Genomic DNA, 3,885 nt, shown 5'->3' on the forward strand with positions numbered 1-3,885 from the left:
CGCGAGGATGACATCGTCGGCAACCTTGGCGGCGTCACCGGCCTCAAGGGTGATCTCGAGCTGGCTTGGTCCGAACTCGAGTTCGATCGTGCGCAGCGGCAGGTCGAGCAGGGTCAGCCCACGATAGAGCTCGCCGACGAGCTCGTCGAGCGTGTCCATGCTCTCGGCGTGCAGCAGCTGCGACCCCGCGGTCGTTGCCGACGTGCGCGGGGCCTCTCCGGGCGCGCCAGGGGCACCCACCCGATCGGGAGAAAACCCGGCGTCGGCCTTGAACACGTGGAATTCGAGCTCGGGGCCGACCGTGAGGCCGAGGTCCCGCTGCTCGGCGAGCGTGGTGAGCTGACGCTTGAGCAGGCTGCGCGTGCAGTAGGGAACGACGGAGCCGTCGGGGAACCGCAGGTCGCACAGGATGAGACCCGTGTTCTCTGACCACGGCAGCACGCGGAACGTCGTGGGGTCGGGAACGAGCACAACGTCGCCGGCGCCGCTAAAGCGGGAGAGCCCGCCGAGGGCCTCGGTCGAGAACACAGGAAAAACGCTCTTGCCCGACGTGTCCTTGAGCAGCAGGGTCGAGGGCGCTCGCACCCCCGACTTGAGCGCGGCGGGGACCGCCGTTCGGGTGAGGGTCTTGCCGCGCAGGATGCCGTGCTGGTCAACGAAGAGAAACTGCACCATATCGATGCCGACCTCGTCCATGACCCTGCGCATCTGGCCCGCGGCGGCATACTGAGCCTCGGTCCAGAGATCGTGCTGCTCGATGAAGCCGCCACGGTCCTTCGCGAGCATCGGCTTCGCTGTCGCGCCACCGCCGCCTTCTGCGACGAGGCGCTCGTCGACGTTACGCATCGATCTCTGCTTCCTGGGTTGCTGCACCGGCCCACGGCGACTGGGCACGACGTTCGGCCTCCTTCTGGAGCCACACCTCTTGCCATCCCTCGGTCGGGGCGATCGTGTCAACCGCGTAGGGGCCGACAAACGTCGCGGCCTCTTCTTCGCTGATGGGGTGCGACGGCAGGCCGTTGCCCGCCTCGAACGACTCGATTGATTTGAGCAGCAGGCGGCGGTTCGCCGTCACCGCGCGGTCGGAGATGCCGAGGCGCTCGACCGTGCGGTCCTGGATCGCGCCCATGCTCTCGACGGCCCACTGGTCGTGCACGTTGATGTCGAGTCCCATGCCCGTGTAGGTGAGCTCGTTCTGCTCCTGGGCGTCGAAGCCCCAGTTGTTGTCGCGGTTGCGCAGCGGGCGGTAGTCAGGCAGCGAGACACCCTCGAGACGCTGCTGCAGCAGGGTCTCCTTGTCGGTTTTCTCGGCAAAGTCGTACCAGATCATGTACCAGTAGTGGGTCTCGTCGTCGATCGGGACATGCCACTGGGTGAAGACCTTGCCGTTGCCGAACGGCACGACGAACGCATTGGGGAACATGAGGTTCGTGACGCGAACGTGCTTGAGCTCCTCGGTCAGCTGGCGGATCGCAAAGACGCGCAGGCCGTGCTCGGCGCTCTCCACCTCGATGTCGGGGCGGTAGTGGTCACCCACGAGCTTGGAGAGCTTGGTTCCCGTGCCCTCGACCTCTTCGCTGAACTGCTGGCCGTAGACGTCGCGGGGGTCTTCTCCCACAAAGCGGTGCAGGAACGAGACGTGGCTCGGGTCGATTCCGCCTTCGAGCCCCTGGAGCCAGTTGCAGTCCCACAGCCCCTTGAAGGCAAAGGTGTATTCGTCGGGCGCCGTGAAGCAGTCGTAGTCAGGAAAGGGCGGCGGGTCGCCCGCGCCCATGTAGGCGAAGATCAGGCCGTTCTTCTCAACGCAGGGGTAGTTGGAGATGCGCACCTTGTCCAGGAACTGGCTGTGCGGCGGCTCCGCGGGCTGCTCGATGCAGCGGCCAGAATCGTTGTAGAGCCAGCCGTGATAGAGGCAGCGCAGGCCACCGTCTTCGAGTCGTCCGTAGGAGAGGTCGACGCCGCGGTGTGCGCAGTAGCGGCTGATGAGGCCCCAGCCATTGATGCGCTTGAACAGCACCAGGTCTTCACTCATAATGCGAACCGGCTTGACCGGGCGCTCCTTCGGCATCTCCGAGACCAGAGCCACAGGCTGCCAGTACGACCGCATGAGATTGCCCAGGGGGGTGCCCGGTCCGGTTTGGGTGAGCTTCTCGTTGTCCTCGCGCTTGAGCACTGCGGCCTCCGTTACATCCGATTTACTTAAGATTGGATCCAATTATGGCACAAGGATGTCCAAAGCGCAGCCATGGCGCAGAGACTAGGCCCCCGCCGCGACGGCCATTGCCGCCATCGCCAAAAGCGAGCCAGAGCCCGAGAGCCGACGAGCGACCTCCACCCGACCGAGCGAGCGAGCCCCCACCGCGACAACGATCGCGTGCACGACCGCGCCCAGCACTAGCGCGCCGACGAGCATCCCGCCGCCCGCAGCGTGCGCATGAGCATCCGACGCCGGGGATGCCATCTGGCTACCACCCGCGCCCATGAGAATGAGTAGGCCAGCGCCGATGATCATGGCGAGCGGATGCCCACCGTCATGCAGCGCAGAGGCGTCGGCCGTGCGGCCCCGTCGGATTCGCGACCCTGCCGCAGCGGCGACGGCCAGCACGAGGATCCCGCCGCCCCACGCAACGGGCGAGACGAGGTGAGACGAGATCAGACAGATGTCGACCATCGCCGCGAGCATGACAACGTCGCCCACCACCATGAGGGCTGTTCCGTGCGCGCCGCGCACGAGCGACAGCGCGAGCGATGCTGCCGCAAGCGCGATCATGAGCCAGCACACGGCGAGCATCACACCACGACCTCGGCGACCAGCGCGCTTCTCATGTCACGACCCATGCCTCACGAACCCATGCCTCACGAGCCCATGCCGCTAGAGGTCGAGAACAAGAACGGGGCAGTTGGCCCGCGAGACGCACACCATCATGCAGTCACCCTTAGCCTTCTCCTGGTTGGTGAGCACGTAGTCGCGGTGATCTATCTCGCCGTCGAGAACCTTGGTCTCGCAACTGCCGCAGATTCCCTCTTCGCAGTCGTGCATGACGTCGATGCCAGCCTCGGTCACGACGTCAAGGATCGACCGGTCGGAGGGAACCTGGAGCGTCATCCCCGACGCTCGCAGCTCCACCGAGAACCCATCGGTGGCCGCGGCGGGCTCGTCGCTCACGGGGACGGCGAAGAGCTCGGTGCGCAGATTGTCGCCTCGGCCAGCCGCCACGAGGGTCTCGTCGAGCGCCGCCAGAAGCCCGGATGGACCGCACGCGTACCAGAGAGCGTCGGCGGGAGCATCCGCGACAATGGCCGCCAGGTCGAGACGGGCGCCCTCGTCATCAGCGGAGAACACGACCTTGTCGCCATAAGCCTCCAGTTCGTCGATGAAGGCCATCGTCGAGCGGCTTCGACCAGCGTAAAAAAGCTTCCAGTCGCTGCCCTGCGCCTCAAGGTGCGCTGCCATCGCGAGGATGGGCGTCACGCCAATACCGCCGGCAACGAGTCGGTAGACGGGGGCGCTTTCTAGTGCGAAGTGGTTGCGGGGGCCCTTGAGCTCGACCCTGTCCCCCGGGCGCACGCTTGTATGAACGTGCGCGGATCCGCCTCGCCCGTCGGGCTCGCGCAGAACGCCGATGCGATAGGTGCGAGCATCCGCCGGGCCGCACAGGGAGTACTGCCTGGTCGTTCCGTCACCGACGACAATGTCGACATGAGCGCCGGGCTGCCATGGAGGCAGGGGGCCCTCTAGGGCCGCGAGTTCGAGAGAGATTACGCCGTCGCTCTCGTGGCGCATGCTGCGCACGAGCACGTTTCTTGTGGTCGCATTGTCGTCGGACATGTTTCCCTCCCGAGGTAGTGGATCCAATCTCTACCGTTTAGGATACGTTACATGAC

Annotated in this window: 4 protein-coding genes; all 4 read right to left on the bottom strand. The window is 65.7% G+C overall.

Annotated elements, in window-relative coordinates; translation table 11 throughout:
• Positions 1–846: type I glutamate--ammonia ligase (locus tag AC062T_RS04830; RefSeq protein ID WP_476027905.1), on the bottom strand; the 846-nt coding region annotated here is incomplete at its 3' end.
• A complete protein-coding gene (locus tag AC062T_RS04835; RefSeq protein ID WP_108515358.1) occupies positions 839–2,173 on the bottom strand; it encodes a Rieske 2Fe-2S domain-containing protein in 1,335 nt (444 codons plus the stop codon). The genes AC062T_RS04830 and AC062T_RS04835, both read right to left, overlap by 8 nt.
• 84 nt (positions 2,174–2,257) lie before the next feature.
• Positions 2,258–2,794 (bottom strand): hypothetical protein, encoded by a 537-nt coding sequence (locus AC062T_RS04840; protein ID WP_476027907.1) that lies wholly within the window; start codon positions 2,792–2,794, stop codon positions 2,258–2,260.
• 78 nt (positions 2,795–2,872) lie between these two features.
• Entirely contained in the window at positions 2,873–3,829 is a 957-nt protein-coding gene (locus tag AC062T_RS04845; RefSeq protein WP_476027909.1) for a PDR/VanB family oxidoreductase, read from the bottom strand.
• Positions 3,830–3,885 lie beyond the last annotated feature (56 nt).

It is taken from the genome of Homoserinimonas sp., from assembly GCF_056262345.1.